16 protein-coding genes are annotated in these 20,467 nt (G+C 35.3%); 14 read left to right on the top strand and 2 right to left on the bottom strand.

Annotated features, from left to right (window positions below):
• The first annotated feature begins 7 nt into the window (after positions 1 to 7).
• From D778_RS01590 to D778_RS01580, 3 genes are all read left to right on the top strand, one after another.
• Positions 8 to 2,443 (top strand): FG-GAP-like repeat-containing protein, encoded by a 2,436-nt coding sequence (locus D778_RS01590; RefSeq protein WP_007647085.1) that lies wholly within the window; start codon positions 8 to 10, stop codon positions 2,441 to 2,443.
• A 113-nt stretch (positions 2,444 to 2,556) separates the two neighbouring features.
• Complete coding sequence (locus tag D778_RS01585; RefSeq protein WP_007647084.1) at positions 2,557 to 3,930, top strand: DUF1800 domain-containing protein; 1,374 nt, start codon at positions 2,557 to 2,559, stop codon at positions 3,928 to 3,930.
• Between the two features lie 2 nt (positions 3,931 to 3,932).
• On the top strand, positions 3,933 to 5,123 hold the full coding sequence (locus tag D778_RS01580; protein WP_007647083.1) for a DUF1501 domain-containing protein: 1,191 nt from the start codon (positions 3,933 to 3,935) through the stop codon (positions 5,121 to 5,123).
• Between the two features lie 162 nt (positions 5,124 to 5,285).
• Here the strand turns inward: D778_RS01580 and D778_RS01575 are convergent, their stop codons facing one another.
• Together D778_RS01575 and D778_RS01570 are read right to left on the bottom strand one after the other, a co-directional pair.
• A complete protein-coding gene (locus D778_RS01575) occupies positions 5,286 to 6,419 on the bottom strand; it encodes an ATP-binding protein (protein WP_007647081.1) in 1,134 nt (377 codons plus the stop codon).
• Positions 6,420 to 6,449: 30 nt separating this feature from the next.
• Entirely contained in the window at positions 6,450 to 7,202 is a 753-nt protein-coding gene (locus D778_RS01570) for an SDR family NAD(P)-dependent oxidoreductase (RefSeq protein ID WP_007647079.1), read from the bottom strand.
• A 408-nt stretch (positions 7,203 to 7,610) separates the two neighbouring features.
• Here D778_RS01570 and D778_RS01565 point away from each other — a divergent pair, with 408 nt between their 5' ends.
• The 11 genes from D778_RS01565 to D778_RS01515 all read left to right on the top strand — a co-directional run bounded on the left by D778_RS01565 (position 7,611) and on the right by D778_RS01515 (position 20,466).
• Positions 7,611 to 8,558 carry a DUF4382 domain-containing protein gene (locus tag D778_RS01565; RefSeq protein ID WP_007647075.1) on the top strand — a complete coding sequence of 316 codons (948 nt, stop codon included), beginning with the start codon at positions 7,611 to 7,613 and terminating at the stop codon, positions 8,556 to 8,558.
• A 157-nt stretch (positions 8,559 to 8,715) separates the two neighbouring features.
• Positions 8,716 to 9,717: an AAA family ATPase gene (locus tag D778_RS01560; RefSeq protein ID WP_007647073.1), complete on the top strand. Its 1,002-nt coding sequence runs from the start codon at positions 8,716 to 8,718 to the stop codon at positions 9,715 to 9,717.
• A gap of 75 nt (positions 9,718 to 9,792) precedes the next feature.
• On the top strand, positions 9,793 to 10,659 hold the full coding sequence (locus tag D778_RS01555) for a DUF58 domain-containing protein (protein ID WP_040491207.1): 867 nt from the start codon (positions 9,793 to 9,795) through the stop codon (positions 10,657 to 10,659).
• Between the two features lie 70 nt (positions 10,660 to 10,729).
• Positions 10,730 to 12,418, top strand: coding sequence for a hypothetical protein (locus D778_RS01550; RefSeq protein ID WP_040491206.1), 1,689 nt, complete (start codon positions 10,730 to 10,732; stop codon positions 12,416 to 12,418).
• Positions 12,418 to 13,422, top strand: coding sequence for a vWA domain-containing protein (locus tag D778_RS01545; RefSeq protein ID WP_007647065.1), 1,005 nt, complete (start codon positions 12,418 to 12,420; stop codon positions 13,420 to 13,422). The genes D778_RS01550 and D778_RS01545 overlap by 1 nt, the downstream gene beginning before the upstream one ends.
• Before the next feature lie 31 nt (positions 13,423 to 13,453).
• On the top strand, positions 13,454 to 14,491 hold the full coding sequence (locus D778_RS01540; protein ID WP_007647063.1) for a vWA domain-containing protein: 1,038 nt from the start codon (positions 13,454 to 13,456) through the stop codon (positions 14,489 to 14,491).
• Positions 14,492 to 14,619: 128 nt separating this feature from the next.
• Positions 14,620 to 15,495 (top strand): tetratricopeptide repeat protein, encoded by an 876-nt coding sequence (locus D778_RS01535; protein WP_007647060.1) that lies wholly within the window; start codon positions 14,620 to 14,622, stop codon positions 15,493 to 15,495.
• Between the two features lie 58 nt (positions 15,496 to 15,553).
• Complete coding sequence (locus D778_RS01530) at positions 15,554 to 17,329, top strand: BatD family protein (RefSeq protein WP_007647058.1); 1,776 nt, start codon at positions 15,554 to 15,556, stop codon at positions 17,327 to 17,329.
• Positions 17,326 to 18,075 (top strand): SH3 domain-containing protein, encoded by a 750-nt coding sequence (locus tag D778_RS01525; RefSeq protein WP_007647055.1) that lies wholly within the window; start codon positions 17,326 to 17,328, stop codon positions 18,073 to 18,075. Before D778_RS01530 ends, D778_RS01525 begins: the two co-directional genes overlap by 4 nt.
• Positions 18,076 to 18,139: 64 nt before the next feature.
• Positions 18,140 to 18,439 carry a hypothetical protein gene (locus tag D778_RS01520; protein ID WP_007647054.1) on the top strand — a complete coding sequence of 100 codons (300 nt, stop codon included), beginning with the start codon at positions 18,140 to 18,142 and terminating at the stop codon, positions 18,437 to 18,439.
• Positions 18,440 to 18,594: 155 nt separating this feature from the next.
• The gene (locus D778_RS01515) at positions 18,595 to 20,466 is read left to right on the top strand and encodes a SulP family inorganic anion transporter (protein ID WP_007647053.1); all 1,872 of its coding nucleotides are present in this window, start codon (positions 18,595 to 18,597) and stop codon (positions 20,464 to 20,466) included.
• The last annotated feature ends 1 nt before the right edge of the window (position 20,467 follow it).

The following is a 20,467-nucleotide window of genomic DNA, read 5'->3' as shown; positions in this document are numbered from 1 at the left end:
CAAGAACATGAAAAAAATTATTCTATTATTTTCTTTGCTATGTTGTAGTTATTACACCATAGCGCAAGTATTGAATCAACCTGCAAACTGGCCCAATTCCAGTTGGACATTGGCAGGCTCTTTCGATTCAGATCCTTTAATCTTTACAGGGAACCCTACAACAAATTCATCAACCTTTTCTTTTGATGACGATCAAGGTGGGAGCAGCTCTGTTAACAATGTGGCTGTACAATCACCAACAATAAATTTAACAAACGCTTATAATGCTGGAGAAACTGTTTTAAGGGTTTATTCCACCTACGTGTTAAATGTATATCAATCAGAAACCATTACCTTACAATATTGGGATGCTGATGCGAGTGAATGGGTAAACTGGGGATCACCATATGGTACTGATACCCCTAATGCTCCAAATGTGAATTTTTGCTCTGGAACTTTTAGTGATTTTGAAAGTATTGAATTAAATATCGCAACTTTTACAAGTACGCAATTAGCAGGATTTCGATATCGAATCCATTACAATGACAATGGTTCTTATGGTTGGGGCATGTGTTTTTCTTCCCCTACAATCACTTCAGTTCTTCCTCCAGCTTGTATAGGAGTTTCCAATTTAAATGTAACCAATATCACCCATAATTCAGCAGATATTAGTTGGTTACCTGGAGATACAGAAACAGCTTGGCAAGTTGCTGTGCAACTGGCAGGAACAAATCCTCCAACCTCTGGAACTGCAACCAGTTTAAACAATCCTTATAACGTATCAAGTTTAACACCCAATACGGCTTATAAAGCTTATGTTAGGGCAAATTGTTTGTCCGACGGTTATAGTGAATGGGTGTCCATAAGTTTTACAACCAATGAAGCACCACCAAATCCTGGCGATTTTGTTTTTATTAGGGATAATTCCATTACCATGAATGGCACTAGCTATGCAGTAGTGGATATGAACAACGATAGCATGGACGATTTGATTGCGGCCTCATCTTCAAACTTAAATATCAATTATCAAATTGCTGGAGGTTTTACCTTGTCTAATTTTTCTGCACCAACAAACTATGGACCTACCTGGAGTATTGCAGCAGGCGATATCGATGGAAATGGGTATAACGACTTGTTGTATGCAGCAGGAAATGGCGTTTCTTTTGTTTCTGCAAATACCGATGGAACGGCTTATTCCCAAACCTTCAATACCAGTTCGTATGTGTTTTCACAACGCTCCAACTTTGTAGATATCAATAACGACGGAAATCTTGACGCTTTTGTGTGTCATGATGTGCAACCAAATGTGTATTTTATTAATAATGGCAGTGGAGGATTAACTTTTTATCAAGGTCCTTCTACAGCGGTTCCTAATGGTTTGGGAGTGCACCCAAATGGTGGGAATTATGGAACGGTTTGGATTGATTATGACAACGATAGAGATGTGGATATGTTTATTGCCAAATGTCGTGGTGGTAACGTGACTCATAAAATAAACGAACTTTGGAGAAACGACGGAAATGGTGTGTTTGTAAATGTAGCAACAGCTGCAAACCTTGCCGATCCTGTGCAAACATGGTCTTCTGCTTGGGCAGATTTTGATAACGATGGCGATATGGATGTGTATGTTGGCGCAAGTTCAGCATCAGATGGGTCCCATAAATACATGATCAATAATGGAGATGGTACTTTTACAGATGCTACTGCAACAGCAAATGTGGGCAGTGCTCCTTTTGGTATTGAAAATGCTCCTGGCGATTTTAACAACGATGGTTATGTGGATATTTTATCCAATGGCAGAATACTTCTTAACAATGGCGATAATTCGTTTACAGTGGTCACAACCGATATGCCACCAAGTGGAGCCATTGGAGATGTGGATGGCGATGGCTTTTTGGATGTTTTTAATGGCAACATATATAAAAACAATGGAGGCAATGGAAATAATTACATCATGATTCGTACCCAAGGCGTACAAAGTAATTACAATGGTATTGGGGCAAGAATAGAAATCCACACAGATTCTGGCACACAAATTAGAGATGTAAGAAGTGGAGAAGGTTTTGAGTTTATGAGTTCCCTAAACGTACACTTTGGGCTAGGTACAGATACAGTTATCAACAACATGGTAATTTATTGGCCATCAGGTGTGGTCGATAATATTCTCAACCCTTCCATCAACACATTACATACCATTGTTGAAGGCCAGTCTTTAAGCATTCAGGACGAAACACTTTCAGATTTAGTAATGTATCCTAATCCAACCCAGCATGTTTTAAACTTTACATCTTCAGTAGATATTTCAAACAAAGTGGCTACTGTTTTTGATGTGAATGGAAAGAAAATTTTCAGTTCTAAATTGTTTAACAACACGCTGGATGTTTCCATGCTTCAAAGTGGGTTTTATGTGTTAAGATTGGAAGAAAAAGGCAAAAGTATCAATAGAAAATTCATAAAAAAATAAATATTAACCCACAGAAGGAAAGCCACTTTTATAGTGGCTTTTTTTTTATAAACTATTTGGAAAGGTTTTTGCGTATATATTTTAAAGGGTGAATATTTTTTGAACAGCCACTTATGGAACAGAAGGAAATGAAACATTTATATTGGAGGGCAGGATTTGGTATTAACCCAAAGGAGCTGGAATTTCTTTCAACAAAAAGTAGGGAAGATATTATAGATATGTTGTTTTATGAGTCGCAAAACACTCTTCCTTTAAAGATTGACACCCATGAATTTGACACGCTTACCCAAGAACAATTTAAAAAAACAGATAAAATACAAAGGGAATACATTGAAAAAAGCAGGAATAAGATTAAGGAATTAAACCATGCATGGGTTGAAAGAGTCTTAAACTCCCATAGTGTTTTACAAGAAAAAATGACTTTGTTCTGGAGCAACCATTTTGCATGTCAGAATGGAATGATCCTGTATGTCCAAAAATTTCATAATACCATCCGTGAACATGCTTTGGGCAGTTTTAAAGAGTTGGTAAAAGCCATATCCAGGGAACCTGCAATGATTGAATATTTAGATTTAAAACAAAATAGAAATGACAAACCCAACGAGAATTTTGCTAGGGAATTAATGGAACTATTCACTCTTGGTGTTGGGAACTATACTGAAGAGGATATTAAAGAAGCAGCCAAAGCTTTTACAGGTTATAATCACGATTTTGAAGGCCATTTTGTATTTAACGAAAACCATCACAACACCCAATTTAAGTATGTTTTTGGAAAGGCAGGACGCTATGAAGGAGACGACATCATAGATATTATTTTAGAACAAGAGGCCTGTGCAGAATTTATTTGTAAAAAACTGTATCGGTATTTTGTTAATGATGCCTTAAATAAGGAACACCTTAAGGAAATGACCCAAGTATTCTATCCAGACTACAATATTGAAACGGTATTGAGGTATATGTTCGCTCAGGATTGGTTTTACAATCCAAAGCATATTGGCAATAAAATAAAATCCCCTATCGAGTTGATTGCTGGAATTTCCAATACCATTCCCTTATCTTTTAAGGATACCAAACAGCTGGTTGCAGTAGAAAGAATGTTAGGTCAAATATTATTTTTCCCTCCAAATGTGGCAGGTTGGAAAGGAGGGAAAAGTTGGATAGACAGCAATACCTTGATGCTGCGATTGAAACTACCATCCATGTTGCTCTCCAAAGCAACAATTGCCAATAACAAAAAAGGTGAGTTTTACGATTCTTTTCAAACATACACCAAAGAAAAGGTAGCAAATAACTTTTTTAAAACCACTTCAAATTGGCGTGTTTTTAATTCCAACTATCAACAGGTTTCAACTAAGGATTTGGCACAATACCTGTTGCAATGTCCTATAAATAAGGGCACGTTAAATTATTTGGAAACTTTAAGAATCAATAATAAGCAAGATTATTGCTTACAACTAATGTCTTTGCCAGAATATCAAATGTGTTAATTATGGATAGAAGAAAATTTATAAAGCATTCCTCTTTGGCAAGTAGCTTGTTTTTTGTGCCAAGCTTTGTTAAAGCCTTCAGTAGTTATATTACTGCAGAAACAGGCTATAAACGTTTGGTTATTCTACAGCTTTCTGGAGGTAATGATGGCTTGAACACCATTGTTCCTTTTAGAAATGATGAGTATTATAGGGCTAGACCAACGCTTGCCTTAAAGAAAGAAGACGTCATGGCTTTGGATACCGATTTGGGCATGCATAAAAGCCTATTGCCTCTTAAAAAACTCTATGACAAAGGTTTTGTGTCCATTATTAACAATGTAGGTTACCCAAACCCCAACAGGTCCCATTTTAGGGCAACAGATATTTGGCAAACAGCCAGTAGTTCCAATCAGTACTTGCAAAGTGGTTGGATAGGCAGATATGTAGACCAATTTGCTACAGCACCTTATACAGCTTTGGAGTTAGACCATAGTTTGTCTTTGGCCCTAAAAGGAGAAACCCAAAATGGTTTGGCAGTACAAAATGCCCATACATTTTACAAAATTACACAGGATCCTTATTTAAAGAATATTGCAAGCTATCAAGAAGAAGCGCATTTAAGCGAACATAATTTAGGGTATTTATACAAAACCATGATAGATGCAGAGTCTTCTGCCAAGTACATTTACGAAACCAGTAAAACGGTTTCTACTTCTGTAAACTATCCTAATAATTCTTTTTCCAAGCAGTTAAAAACCACAGCGCAGTTTATTAATTCAGGATTAAAAACAAGAGTATATTATGGGTCTTTAAACGGTTTTGATACACATGTGCATCAAGAAAACACACATAAAAAACTTTTAAAAACATATGCTGAAGGCATCCATGCTTTTGTAAAAGACCTGCAATCTAAAGACACCTTTAATGACACTTTGATTTTAACTTTTTCTGAATTTGGGAGACGTGTCAAACAAAATTCTGGTCATGGAACAGATCATGGTTCTGCCAATGCGCTGTTTGTTATTGGAGGAAATTTAAAAAAACCAGGAATCTATAACAATCTAGCAAGTTTAAGCGATTTGGACGACAATGGTGATCTTAAATTTGAAATAGACTTTAGGACTATTTATGCAACTGTTTTAAATAAATGGTTGGATGTAAACCATGAAGCAGTATTGTTCAAGAATTATAAGCAACTGGATTTTATATAAAAAAAACCTTGATTAAAGCAGTATGAAACTGTTTAAACAAGGTTGATATGGTAATTGATTAATAGCATTCAAAAATATTAAAAAACCATCTCTAGAGTGCTAACTATTTTATAGTTGGTAAGAACTATTGTATAATTGGTTGTAATTTTGCCATACTTAACTTTAGCTGTATTTTACTTTTCTTAATATCCTAACGGCTTCTTTGTAAAGCAGGTAGGTTTCTTCGTTAAAAGATTTTAAAAAAGGCTTCGCTTCATGAAGTTTGTCTATGGCTTCGTGAAACAAGTTCAAATAACAAATCAAGTAGGTGGCAGGAAGGTTTTTTAAATCTTGGACTTCGTTTTTATTTAAAGACATCCCTTTTTTTAATTTATCCAATATGGCATTATTGGCATTGTAAATATGATGCAGCACTTTCTTATCGTATTGAGGTGCTTCAAAAAGTAAAGTGGTTTCAATGTTATAACTAACGTTATCAGAAAATTGAATAACCGTTTCCTCCAAAGGGTAATATTTATAGGAGTTTTGTAGCCCTAAATTAACATATTCAATTATTTTAAAGCTATCTTCATCATAAGAAATGGAAACTTCATCCAAGGTAGAGTAAAACAAACGCACTTGTTCGTTTATAAGTTTAATATCAACTCGGGAGTAAAAGGTTTCGTCTTTTACCTGTTTTTTTTGTCCAGACCAGCATAACACAAAATATTCTTTAAATACTTTGTATTTCGGGTTGTAATCTTGTCTGCTTTTTAAAAAATCGAAAACACCATCAAGGGTATGTTCAATGTTGTTTTGAGAATGATTTTCAATGGCAGTTACAATACCAGAGTTTACATCCTTAATTTCTATATCAAAGACTTTGGGCACGCTCATGCTGCCATCCCTAAAAAAAACAGAACCAGCATAATACTTCCAGATATTTTTCCTTAAGGAAGTAATTTTATCTATGGACCTTATGGTCACTAAACCAACCACTTTATCGTCTGGTAAATGAGGAAACGGAATGTTTTCATATTGAACGATAGGAGGATTTGTTAAATAGGCATTGATAAGGTTTTGAATTTTGCTGTCATCAAAAAAATCGACACCTACTATTTGGTTGTCCTCATCTTCAACACCAATAACTATGTAAGAATTGTTTTTTGGATTGCTATTTGAAAGGGCACAGACATGCTTTAAAAATTTAGCCTTTCCTTCTTTTTGGCTAATATCAATCATGCGCTTTTTATCGTAAAAGCTATTCTCATCATTATGAGCCAATAGGTTTTTAATAAGTAAGCGTTTGTTGATCATGTTCATTTACCACGAAAGTGGCATTTTTATTTATAACTCTTTCTTTACAATTGTTGACGAAGCTTGGGCCGTTGGGAACACCAACAAATCGGCAATATTAACATGGGCAGGTCTGCTTATGGTAAAATATATGATTTCGGCAACATCTTCGGGTTGCAAGGCTTTATAGCCTTTATATACATTGTCTGCAATGGCATTTCCTTTAAAACGAACCTTGGAAAATTCTGTTTCCACCAATCCTGGGTTTATGGCGCTTACCTTAATCCCAAAATCGTTTAAATCTATTCGCATACCTTCGGTAATGGCCAACACAGCATGTTTGCTGGCACAATACACGTTTCCTTTCGGATATACCTCTTTTCCTGCCGAAGAACCAATATTGATAATATGTCCGGTCTTTCGTTCTGTCATTTGTGGAATCACAGCTTTGCTAACATACAGTAACCCTTTTACATTTATGTCCATCATGGCATCCCAATCCTCCAGATTGCCTGCTTGAATGGCGTCCAGCCCATGGGCATTTCCGGCATTGTTAACCAAAACGTCAATGTTTTTAAAGGCTTCAGGCAAGGATGCAATGGCTTTTAGTGTTTCTTCTTTGTTCCTAACATCAAAATTTAAAATATGTACTTCGGTCTGTTTTTTTAAAGCTGCTTGTATGGATTCCAAACGTTCTTGTCGTCTTCCACACAAAATAAGATGTATGCCATGTTTGGCAAATTCATAAGCTGTTGCACGACCAATACCACTGGTGGCTCCTGTTATTAAGGCAATTTTTCTCATGATTTTTAATTATACCATAAAAATATCAATTCGTGATTAAATAATATCTTATTGATAGAATAAAATATTTGGTGGACGGGTTATTTTTAAGCAATTAAAAGATTTAACAAAATTTTAGTGATTTTAAAAACAAAACAGTTAAAATGCTGTTTAACAAGTTTTTAATAATAATTATTAATTAAAAGTAAGGATTGTTTAATCACGATAACAAGCGTTTGGTTTTAAAGAATAATCTAATTCTACAGACATAATCGTATATTAAATGAACCTAATAAAAAACTTATTTATGAAAACATTAAAGCAATTTAAAATTTTTATTTTATCCGTATTGGCAATTACATTATTTAATTGTAGTGACAACGACGATAATAATACAATAGAAGGAACATCCTATTTATCCGTAAATTAGTGGATGAACCAGGAGATTACGACCATGTATTTGTTGATATTGTTGATGTTATGGTAAAGGTTAATGATGCTAGCGATGATGAAAGCGGATGGGTAAGTCTAGAAGCCATTAACACAGGTGTTTATGACTTGTTGGAGTTAACAGGTGGAGTGAGTGTGTTGCTTGCAGATGGTTATGAAGTCCCTTCTGGCACCTTAAATCAAATAAGATTGGTTTTAGGAGAAGATAACACCATAGTTATTGATGGTGAAACTTTTCCATTAAATACCCCAAGTGCGCAACAATCTGGACTAAAAATTAACATTAATGAGCAATTATCACCAGGTTTTACTTATGATATTCTATTAGATTTTAATGTTGATGAGTCTATTGTAGTAGCTGGTAATTCTGGAAATATAAACTTAAAACCAGTAATTAGGGCAAGTACTCAATATACCTCAGGAAGCATTCAGGGCATGGTAAATCCATCAAATTTTCAAGTTATGGCATCTGTTGATATAAACGGAGAAGTTGTTTCTACTTATGCTGATGCCAATGGTAATTTTTTACTTGGTGGTATTCCAGAAGGCACATATGAGGTAACTTTTACTCCTGATCCAAATTCTGGATATGCAATAGTAACCGTGGATAATATAACTGTTGTAAATGGTCAAATTACAGATATGGGTCTGGTTGAATTAGAACTATTGCCTGAAGTTGGAGCAATTACAGGTACTATTTTAAATACTGGTGTTACTGCTACAGCTTCTGTTGATGTGGAAGGAAACATAATTACAGCCGAAAGCGATGTGAATACTGGTGTGTTTCTTTTAGAAAATATTCCAGTAGGTGTTTATACAGTAATAATTACTCCAGATCCAGTTTCTGGCTTATCCAGTACAGAGTTTATGGATGTTGAAGTTGTTCAAGATACAACTGTAGATTTAGGAGATATTACTTTGGAGTAACTAAAAGTTTTATTAAAATATATGTTAAAGAGCAGCACTATTAGTGCTGCTCTTTAATTTTTAACCAATTATTAACAGCAAGACAGCGAAAATTTTAACAATTTGCATGGCTCAATTAAGGATGCTATATTCGAGCCTATAAAAAGTTAAAAAAATGATGGAAGATACAAGTACAATTGATATTAAGACAATTAACGAGAAGATTGAAAAGGAAAGCGCTTTTGTTGATTTACTTATTTTGGAAATGAACAAAGTTATTGTGGGTCAGAAGCACATGGTAGAAAGGTTGCTTATTGGTTTGCTTGGTCAAGGACATATTTTGTTGGAAGGTGTTCCAGGACTTGCAAAAACACTCGCTATCAACACGCTTGCACAAGCTGTGGATGGTAGCTTTAGCAGAATTCAGTTTACCCCAGATTTATTACCTGCAGATGTGGTTGGGACATTGATTTATAACATGAAGCAAAATGATTTCTCTATTAAAAAAGGACCCATTTTCGCAAATTTTGTGTTGGCCGATGAGATTAACAGGGCACCAGCAAAAGTACAATCGGCTTTACTGGAAGCCATGCAGGAAAAACAGGTAACCATTGGAGACGAAACCTTTGTGTTGGACAAGCCATTTTTGGTAATGGCAACCCAAAACCCTGTAGAGCAAGAAGGAACCTATCCGTTACCAGAAGCTCAAGTGGATCGTTTTATGCTAAAAACAGTTATAGACTATCCAAAGATGGACGAAGAACAGTTAATTATTAGAGCCAATTTAAAAGGCGCTTTCGAAAAAGTAAATCCGGTGATTTCCGTGCAGCAAATTTTAAACGCCCAAAAAGCTGTTCGTGATGTGTACATGGACGAGAAAATAGAAAAATATATCTTGGACATTGTGTTTGCAACACGTTATCCAGAAAAATACAAACTTGCCGATTTAAAACCATTGATTTCTTTTGGAGCATCTCCACGTGGAAGTATCAATCTGGCAACAGCAGCAAAATGTTACGCATTTATTAAAAGACGCGGTTACGTAATCCCTGAAGATGTTAGAGCTGTTGTGTACGATGTATTGCGTCATAGAATAGGGATAACCTACGAAGCCGAAGCAGAAAACATCACTTCTGTGGATATTATCAACAAAATTGTAAACGAGATAGAAGTACCTTAATAGTTCAAAGTTTCAAATTCTAAATTCAGGGTTTTGCAACTTTGAATTTTAAATATTTAATCTTGAATCTAAATCATGGATACTAAAGAACTACTAAAAAAAGTACGAAAAATCGAGATCAAGACACGTCGTTTGTCTGATCATATTTTTGGAGGGGAATACCATTCCACCTTCAAAGGTCGTGGAATGACTTTTTCTGAAGTTAGGCAGTATCAATATGGAGACGACGTAAGAAACATCGACTGGAACGTAACAGCACGTTACAACGAACCCCATATAAAAGTCTTTGAGGAAGAGCGCGAATTGACCATGATGCTTATGGTGGATGTTTCAGGCTCCGAGTTGTTTGGTACCGAAGAACAATTTAAAAATGAAGTTGTTACTGAAATTGCTGCAACCTTGGCGTTTTCAGCCACTCAAAACAACGACAAGATTGGATTGATACTCTTTTCAGATACTATCGAATTATACATTCCACCTAAAAAAGGACGTTCACATGTACTTCGTATCATTCGGGAACTTATAGAGTTTCACCCTAAAAGCAAACAAACCAATATTACCGAAGCCTTAAAGTTTTTGTCCAATGTAATGAAGAAAAAGGCCATAGTGTTTCTTTTAAGCGATTTTATAGCAGACGATTATAAACAAACCTTAAAAATAACCTCTGGAAAGCACGATGTTACAGGTATTAGAATCTATGATAAAAGTGAAGAATCCATACCAAATTTAGGTATGGTACAAATGCAAGATGCCGAAACAGGAGAGTATATGTTGGTGAACACGGCATCAAAAACCGTAAGAAGAAATTACAGTAAATTTTACAATGATAAAGTGGCCTATTTCAAAGACAGTTTTGCTAAATCTGGAGCAGGTTCTTTAGATTGTCGTGTGGACGAAAGCTACGTAAAAAAGTTATTGGGATATTTTAAAAGAAGAAATTAGTTAAAAAAAATGTCAGGTATGGCATGACACACTAAGTGCAGTGAACGTGCTAAACAAGATAAAAAATAAAATGAAATATAAGATTAATCATACCAAAGTTAAAACATATTTCAGTTCCAGCCTAATTAAGTCGTGGAGTCTATTTTCCATGTTTTTTGTTTTGTTTTCATCCCTAACTTTTTCACAGGAAATTTCCTCATCCATAGATTCCACATCCATTAAAATAGGTGAGCAAATTACCTTTAAGGTGGAAGTGGAAACAGACTCAACAAATTTGGTGGTTTTTCCTGAAGGACAAACCTTCATGCCTTTGGAAGTTATAGAGTCTTACAAAGTGGATACCACCAAAAAGGACGCCAAATGGATTCTCATAAAAAAATATGGTTTAACCCAATTCGATTCTGGTACTTACACCATTCCAAAGCAAAAAATCCTTATAGGAAACAAATCCTATTTTACAGATTCCCTTAAAGTAGTTGTAAACACCATTGAGGTAGATACCACCAAACAAGGTTTGTACGAAATTAAACCTTTAATGGACGTTGACAAAAGTGCAAGCGATTGGTGGAAGACCTTGCTTATTATCCTTGTATTTGTAGCTGTTGTGGCTGCTTTGTTATATTGGTTTATATGGCGAAAAAAACCATTGACCGAAGCAGAGGAGATAGCTTTGTTGCCACCTTATGAAAGAGCTAAATTGGCCTTAAAAAAATTGGACGAAAGTGGTTATTTGGAAAATTCGGAATTAAAGGAATACTATTCAGAATTAACCCTTGCCATTAGAAGATATATAGACGAAAAGGTTTACGATAGAGCTTTGGAAAGCACAACAGATGAACTTATTTCCAGGTTGAATTTACTTAAAGAAGGCAACCAAATAGATTTAAGTAAAGAAACCCTTAAAAACCTAGAAAGCATTTTCAAGCGTGCCGATTTGGTAAAATTCGCTAAATCTGCTCCAGATATAGAATTGGCAAAACTGGACCGAAACACCATAGACTTGGAAATAGATCATGTAAAAGAAGTGCTTCCAGAACCAACTGAAGAAGAAAAATTACTGGACCAACAATACAAAGAGGCACAAGCAAGAAAAAAGAAACAAAGAAAGATAGTGTTTACCAGTTTGGCTGCTGTAATGCTGCTTGTTGCAGTATATGTAGGGTTTGGAATAAAATATGGATTTGGGTATGTTACCGATACGCTTTTGGGTCATGATACTAAAGAACTGTTGGAAGGACAATGGGTTAGAAGCGAATATGGCGTGCCACCAATTGATATATCTACACCAGAAGTTTTAAAAAGGGACAATCCTCCAACACCTCAGGATATTAAAGCAAAACTTAACATTACTAGTTTTAAGTATGGTACTTTGCAAGAGGACTTATATATAAACCTGAGCACCACTACCTTTCAAAATCAAGGTCAAGATCCAGAGAAGAAAGAAGTGGATTTAACCCAAGTAGCTGCCAAAAGTATTAACGATTTAGAAAAACAAGGCGTTACAGATATTTTTGTAAAACAGGAAAAATTTGTCACTCCCAATGGCGCCGAAGGCCTTAAAACCTTTGGAACCTTAAAAATCCCTGAATTAAACTCAAACGATTTCAAGGATGGACATTATGTGCTACTTCAATTTGTTTCAGACAATAAAGATGTTTTGCAGCAAATTTTAATCACTTGGGCAGATGCTGATAGGTATGCCGAACAAATTTCAGAACGAATTATAAACTCCATAGAACTTAAAAAAGCAACACAATAATGTTTGAAGGGATTGAATTTTTAAATAAAGAGTTTTTCTGGTTGTTTTTATTGCTTCCAATAGCCATTTTATGGTATGTTTTTAAGTTCAATAAACAAACAGCCGAACTTAAAATATCCAGCTTAAAAGGTTTTAAAACAGGAAATTCCTTTTTACCCAAATTAAAACATGTCCTTTTTGTATTAAGATTATTGGTGTTGGCGTTATTGATTACAGCTTTGGCAAGACCAAGAACGGTAGATGTCTCAACAAAAACCAAAACCACTCGAGGGATAGATATTGTCATGGCCATAGACGTTTCGGCAAGTATGTTGGCCAAGGACTTAAGGCCAAACAGGCTGGAAGCATTAAAAGAAGTGGCTGCCGAGTTTATAAAAGAAAGACCAAACGATAGAATTGGTTTGGTTGAATATGCAGGTGAAAGCTATACAAAAACACCAATTACCAGCGACAAAGCCATAGTATTGCGCTCTCTGGAAAGCATAAAATACAATACCATTATTGAAGGAGGAACAGCAATTGGCATGGGTCTGGCAACTTCGGTAAACCGTTTGAAAGATAGCAAGGCCAAAAGCAAAATAATTATCCTATTAACAGATGGCGTTAACAACTCCGGTTTTATAGATCCAAAAATAGCTAGCGAATTGGCTGTGGAATATGGTATTAAAACCTACACCATTGGTTTGGGTACAAATGGAATGGCTTTAACGCCAATGGCTATTTTGCCTAATGGGAATTTTCAATATGGTCGTGCACAAGTTGAAATTGATGAAGAACTGCTTAAAGAGATAGCCAAAGTAACAGGAGGTAAATATTTTAGAGCAACAGACAATGAGAAGCTTGCCGAAATTTACGACGAAATAAACAAGTTGGAAAAAACAGAGATTGAAGAATTTAAATACTATAACTACGAAGAAAAATACAGACCATTGGTGCTTTTGGCAGGCATGTTATTGCTTTTGGAGTTATTATTGAGATTTACAATATTTAGGAGTTTTGTGTAAACTTAAAACTTCGAACACTTAACAATAGAAAATGTATCAATTAGAAGAAAAAATATGGTTTTGGGTATTAGCGGTTATTCCAGTAATAATCCTATTCTTTTTGGTGCTTCAAATATGGAAACGCCATGCTCAAAAAAAGTTTGCCAATAAAAAACTATTAAAGAGATTAAGCCCAAACCAATCGCTGTTTAAAAGTATTTTAAAACTTACGGTTATTTGCTTGGCCATAGCGTCTTTGTCCATTGCTTTGGTAAACCCAAAAATAGGTACCAAGCTGGAAACGGTTAAACGCGAAGGAGTGGATATTGTTTTTGCAGTGGATGTTTCCAAAAGTATGTTGGCAGAAGATATAGCACCAAACAGATTGGAAAAAGCCAAACAACTGGTAACACAAATTATCAATAACCTAGCTAGCGATCGTGTGGGAATTATTGCCTACGCAGGAAAAGCCTTTCCTCAATTACCAATCACTACAGATTATGCTTCAGCAAAAATGTTCCTGCAAAACATGAATACAGACATGCTGTCTTCTCAAGGAACAGCCATTAATGAAGCCATTGAATTGGCCAAAACCTATTACGACGACGATGAGCAAACCAATCGGGTTTTAATAATTATTTCAGATGGAGAAGACCATAGTGAAGATGCAGCAAAAGTAGCGGAAGAAGCTAGCGAAGAAGGCATCAGGATTTTTACCATAGGTGTTGGAGACGCCAAAGGAGGTCCCATTCCCATCAAACGAAATGGCATTGTTTTAAACTACAAAAAAGATTCCAATGGCGAAACCGTTATCACTCGTCTAGACGAAGAAACCCTTAAAACCATTGCCAACGAAGCCAATGGCGCTTATTTAAATGGCAAGAACACCAACGAAGTGGTAGAAAACATAAGGGATATATTAAATAAAATGGACAAGAAGGAATTTGAAGCCAAACAGTTTGCCGATTTTAAAGATCAATTTCAATGGTTCTTGGCCTTTGCCATAGCTTTTTTGTTTTTGGACATTTTTTTATTGGACAGAAAAACAGCTTGGTTAAAAAAATTGAACCTGTTTAACGAAAACTTATAGTCTCAAGCTTCAATGTCCTGCAAGCTTAACCAAATTGAAATTTTATAAAAGCTTTAACTATCAGCAATACAACAGTTTTATATATTAGAGGTTGCAAAAAAGCAAAATGAAAGACGATAAGAATAAGAATGAAAAAGCTACTATTTTACATATTTGCACTAATTAGTATTTCTGGATTTTCTCAAGAAAAAGACCAAGAGAAACAAGAGTTGATGGCCTTGAAAAAAGCCAATAACTTTGTGTACGAAGGAAACGAAAAAGCGATAAACAACGATTTTGTTTCAGCAGAAATGGCTTATCGTAAGGCACTTTCACAGCAAGCAACTTCGGTTGCTGGAGCTTATAATCTAGGGACTTCCTATTATCAAGAAGGAAGCTATAACGAAGCTTTATACCGTTTGCAACAAGCAACAAAAAACGCTACTTCAAAAGAAGAAAAACACAAAGCTTTTCATAATATTGGCAACATATTAATGAAAGAAAACAAGTGTCAGGAAGCAGTGGATGCCTACAAAAATGCCCTTAGAAACAACCCTTCAGACAATGAAACACGTTACAATCTGGCTTTAGCAAAGAAATGTGCCGAAGACCAAAAAGACGAACAGCAAGACGATAATAAAGACGACCAAAACAAAGATCAAAACCAAGATCAGAATCAGGACCAAAATCAAGATCAAAACCAGGACGAGCAAAAAGACGATCAAGACAAACAAGACGAAGGCGAAAATAAAGACGATAACCAAGACCAAGGTGATCAAGACAAAAAAGATGGCGACGACCAAAAAGACGATCAAGGCAAACCTAAAGAAGATAAAAAGGATCAAGGTAAGGGAGACGATCAGAAAAAGGACCAACAACCACCTCAACCTCAGCCAGGACAATTATCACCTCAACAAGTAAAAAACTTGTTGGAAGCCATGAACAATCAAGAACAAAAAGTACAGGAAAAAATAAATGCTGAGAAGCAAAAAGGGGTAAAAGTTCAAACAGAAAAAGATTGGTAAACAATTTATAAAGATTTCTCTTTCCTCTTGGGAAAGACGTCCAAAGGACAATGAACCTATGAAAATAATAAAACACATATCATTATTGCTCATTGTATTAAGTACAAGTATTGCTACTGCTCAAGTAACTTTTGAAGCTAAAGTAAGCAAGAAAAAACTTGGTATTAACGAAAGGTTGCGTGTAGATTTTGAGATGAACAAAGATGGCGATAATTTCAATCCGCCAGATTTTGTGGGATTTAATATTGTTGGAGGACCCAACCAGGCAGTGAGCACGTCCTGGATGAATGGAAAACGGTCTTATAAAAAAACATACAGTTATTTTTTATCACCAAAACAACGAGGCTCTTTCACCATTAAACAGGCAACCATAGAAATTGATGGTGAAATATATAAAACAACCCCTCAAACCATTGTGGTTACTGCTGCTGTTGACAGACCTAACGACGACAATAACCCAGAAACCATTGCTTCCAATAACATACATTTGGTGGCTGAGGTATCCAACGGAAACCCTTATTTAAATGAAGCCATAACCGTGGTTTACAAACTTTATGTGTCTCCAGACACAGGAGTGAGCAATTGGCGTGAAATAGACAACCCAAGATATAACGATTTTTGGAGCCAGAATATTGATATAAAAAACCTTAAAGTTTTAAATGGCACTTATAAAGGCGAAGATTATAGATATGTGGTATTGCGTAAAACTGTGTTATACCCTCAAAAAACCGGAAAACTTGAAATAGAACCTTTAAGTTTGGATGTAACTATAGAAATACCAACAAACAGAAGGGATATTTTTGGAGGTAGATTGATGACACAAGTGCATAAAACCATCTCAGCTGGCAGTAGGACAATTCAAGTAAAACCGTTACCTGTAGAAGGAAAGCCAACCGATTTTACAGGAGCTGTTGGAGATTTTGAATTCAATGTCATTACATCCAAATCTGAGCTAAACGCTTCAGAATCTTTGCAAGCTCGTGTAGAAGTTAAAGGAAATGGAAATTTAAAACTATTCGAACTCCCTAAATTATCATTGCCAAGTTCCTTGGAAGTTTACGAACCAGAACATTCAGAAAATGTGGTGACCAATTTAAATGGTATGCAAGGAAGCATATCAGATAGTTACACCATTGTACCTCAATATAAAGGAAAATACCCAATTCCTAGTATTAGCTTTTCGTATTTTGATGTAAAAACAGAATCCTATAAACGTATTTCTTCTGGCGAAATTGTTATTAATGTACTAGATGGTCCAACAAACACTACAGCTTCAGACAACAATATTGCTTCAGCAAATAATGGAAAACAACCTGTTGTGGTAAACAACCAGCAATTTGCTTTTATTAAAACAAGCACAGAGTTAACAAGCATAACACCAAACAACTTTTTTAAGTCTACAGGTTTCTGGACAGGGTTACTGCTGCCACTTTTAGCCATTCCTTTGGCCATAGTTATTAGAAAAAAGAAACAGGAACGCGATGCAGATATTACTGGAAATAAAATTAGAAAAGCCGATAAACTGGCCAAACGCTATTTAGGTGAAGCTAAAAAAGCATTAGGCAATAAAGAAGCTTTTTATGTGGCCTTGGAAAAAGCATTACATAATTATTTAAAAGCCAAACTGCATATTGAAACCAGTGAATTTACCAAAGAAAAAATTCAAGATTTATTGCTAACCAAACAAGTGGACAGTCAATTTGTAACTAGTTTTATAGCTATATTAAAAAATTGCGAATTGGCTAGGTACACACCAATCACTCATGTGGAAATGCAACAAGATTACGATAAAGCAGCAAAAACCATTTCTGCAATAGACAAACAAATTAAATGAAGAAGTTAGTTTACATACTTGTGTTTTTTTTGAGCTTTATTACATCGGCTCAAAACATCTCTTTGTTTGAACAGGGAAATGCCTTATATAACGATGGAAATTATGAGCAAGCCATTCTTAAATACGAAAATATTCTTGAAAATGGAGAACATTCGGCAGAACTGTATTTTAATTTGGCAAATGCACATTATAAACTAAACCATATTGCTCCTAGTATTTATTATTACGAAAAAGCCTTACAATTGGCGCCAAACGATAAAGAGATAAAAAACAATGCAGCTTTTGCAAGAAATATGACCATTGATGCCATAGATTCTGTTCCAGAGGTTGGGCTTTCAAATTACATTAAAAAAGTAACCAATACCTTTGGTTTTAATACTTGGGCCAAACTTGCAATAGCTTTTATTTCTATCTTTGTAGTTCTGTTCCTAACCTATTATTTTGCTTATTCCACTACTAAAAAGCGACTCGCTTTTGTAAGCAGTATGTTAAGTTTAGGTTTCACTTGCTTAGCCTTGATATTTGCTTTTCATAAATTCAATTTGGATAAAAAAGACCAACCAGCCATTATTTTTGCGCAAGAAAGTCAAGTAAAAAGCGAGCCTAATTTACGCAGCACAGAAGCTTTTATTTTACATGAAGGAACCAAGGTTCAAATTTTGGACACTGTAAACAACTGGAAAAAAATCAAACTTTCCGATGGGAAAACAGGTTGGATCCTAAACCAGGATATAAAAGCACTTTAAAGTTTATTTAACTAAAATAAAAAAATGGAATTGTATCTTTGTTTTTGATTTTTAAAAAAATTGGATGAAGAAAACTACTATTTCACTTTGCTTTATCATTATTTTCACCATGTTTATAGCAGCTCCTTTAGTGATTACTGTTATGGACAAATCGTTTGATATATCCATGTTTTATGGTATCAACGAAGAAGAAAATAACAACAACTACGAAATCAAGCATAAGCAAATAGCTTTTCCTAATTATGACAATTCAGAATTGCTTGTTTTGGAACTTCAAAAAAAGAAACAATTCGATTTTTATTTAAATCACTATTCCCAGCTTTCACTGGAAACACATTCTCCACCACCAGATTGTATTATTTAGCAATAAATCCTTATTGCATGGTTTGAAAACAAACTCTTCAAACCAAACATTCACAATTTTTTTAAAGTTAGTATTGTACCCAAGTCAAGAGGTGCAATTATAATTAGTGTTTGATACACATTAAGGGTATCAACATAAACAAAATACATCTGTACATGAAAAAATTATTTTCAAATTTCAAAGGGGATGCCTTTGGAGGTATAACGGCTGGTATTGTAGCCCTTCCTCTAGCATTGGCCTTTGGTGTCTCGTCTGGGTTAGGCCCAAGTGCAGGACTATATGGAGCCATCTTTATAAGCTTTTTTGCAGCTCTTTTTGGTGGTACCAACACACAAATTTCTGGTCCAACGGCTCCAATGACTGCCGTAAGTATGGTGGTAATAGCAGGAATACTTGCTGTTAATGATGGCGATGTAACCAAAGCATTGCCAGCTATTTTAACCGTATTTTTATTGGCTGGTTTGTTTCAAATAGGATTGGGTTTCTTAGGCTTTGGTAAATACATTAAATACATTCCTTATCCTGTAGTTTCTGGTTTTATGACAGCCATTGGTGTCATTATCCTTGTCACTCAAATACTACCAGCTTTAGGATACTATCCCAAAGACGATGAAGTTTTTGTGGAACAATTTAAGCCTCAAGCCGAAGAGATTATCCTACAAAACATTTTAAAAGAAGAAGCAGGTGAAGGGATCTTGGTTTTGGAGGATTTTAAGGAAACCATTGATAGGGCCAAGAATATAAGTCAAGAAGATATTTTAAAAGAGTCCAAGACATTAGCTGCCAAAGAGGCTTCCGGTGTTGTAGGGGCTATTAAAGTTTTGCCCAAAGCGATACAGAATATCAATTGGCTGGAAGTTTTATTGGCTTTAGGGACCATCATTATTATCTATGGCTTTAAACGCATTACAACAGCTATTCCTAGCACCTTGGTGGCACTTGTGGTAATGTCTGGCATTGCCATGGCTTTTGGTTTAAATTATAGACCTATTGAAGAAATTCCAAGTGGATTGCCTGTTCCAAATTTAAGTATCATTACCAATTTTAGTTTTGGCATGATAACACCATATATCTTTACAGCATTGACCTTGGCTCTTTTGGGAGCTATTGATTCCTTGCTTACTAGTGTGGTGGCAGATAATATGACCAAAACAAAGCACAAGCCAAATAAAGAATTGATAGGACAAGGTATAGGTAACAGTATTGGAGCCATTTTTGGTGGAATTCCTGGAGCAGGAGCAACTATTAGGACCGTTGTGAACATTAATTCTGGCGGAAAAACAAAATTATCTGGTATGATTGCTGGTTTGTTACTGTTAAGTATTTTATTGATACCAGGTCTGCCTGGTCTGGCTTCCAGTATTCCAGCAGCTGTTTTAGCTGGAATTTTAATCACGGTAGGTATAGGTGTCATGGATTATAAAGGCTTGAAAGCCATCCCAAGTTTACCTAAAGATATTAAAATAGGGCCATTAAAATTGAGTTCTGAAGTTTTGATTATGGTCATAGTACTACTGTTATCAACCTTTTGGAACTTGGTATATGCTGTAGGAATAGGATTGGTTATTGCCTCGCTTTTATTTATGAAGAAAATAGGCGATTTAACAGCACAAAGATCAGATGTTAAGACCTTAAAAGAAGAAAAAGCTTGGGCAGACGAAGCCAATTTTCCAGAGAAATTGAAGGAAGAGGTTTTTATAAAGCACTTAAAAGGGCCTTTATTTTTTGGGTCTACCAGCGATTTTCAAAGCCTTGCTGCACAAATTCCCAAAACTGCCTCAACTGTGGTAATACGTTTAGGAAGAATGCAGTATATGGATCAATCTGGACTGTACGCCATGGAAGATGTGCTGCAGGAACTAAATAAAAACAATATTACCGTTCTTTTTGTGGGTTTGTTAAAACAACCTAGATATTTAATGGAACGTATAGATATTATTCCAGACTTAATACATCCAGACCATATATTTCTTACTTTTAAGGACTGTACCACTTGGATAAAAAATAATGTAAAAGATAAATATTAAT

Origin of the sequence: Xanthomarina gelatinilytica, from assembly GCF_000348685.1 — a bacterium.
Taxonomy (GTDB): Bacteria; Bacteroidota; Bacteroidia; order Flavobacteriales; family Flavobacteriaceae; genus Xanthomarina; species Xanthomarina gelatinilytica.
Note: the sequence above shows the minus strand (reverse complement) of the source record. Positions and strands in the feature narration are given on the sequence as shown.